Source organism: Virgibacillus chiguensis (assembly GCF_900129865.1).
Lineage (GTDB): Bacteria > Bacillota > Bacilli > Bacillales > Amphibacillaceae > Virgibacillus > Virgibacillus chiguensis.
The window spans coordinates 168,215-168,525 of the sequence record NZ_FQXD01000009.1 but is presented as its reverse complement, the minus strand read 5'-3'; the positions used below and the strand labels follow the sequence as shown (position 1 = coordinate 168,525).

The following is a 311-nucleotide window of genomic DNA, read 5'->3' as shown; positions in this document are numbered from 1 at the left end:
ATTTTATGATAATTACCTGATTGACCTACTCGTTTATATTCTTGCCCCTTAATAAGTTGCCCCACTTTTTTATATTTTCCATTCCTTATATCATAAACTGTTGCATTATCACTTGTAACTTTGAAATAGTCTCCCCAACTTCGTGCCATGCTTGCTTTTAAATTTCTTTTTTCCACTACTTTTGGATTAGAATTATGGTCACCCTTTTGTTTTTTCTCTATTTCACCATTCTCCTCATCTAGTTGCCCTTCCTCTACTGCTTCACCATTCTCTTCATCTAGCTGCTCTTCCTCTACTGCTTCACCATTCTC

The 311-nt window shown here is 36.0% G+C and carries 1 protein-coding gene; it reads right to left on the bottom strand.

All coding sequences use genetic code 11. The annotated features are described in order from the left end of the window. A partial coding sequence (locus tag BUB45_RS19910; protein ID WP_170861753.1) for a hypothetical protein occupies window positions 1–311 on the bottom strand: 311 nt, incomplete at both ends.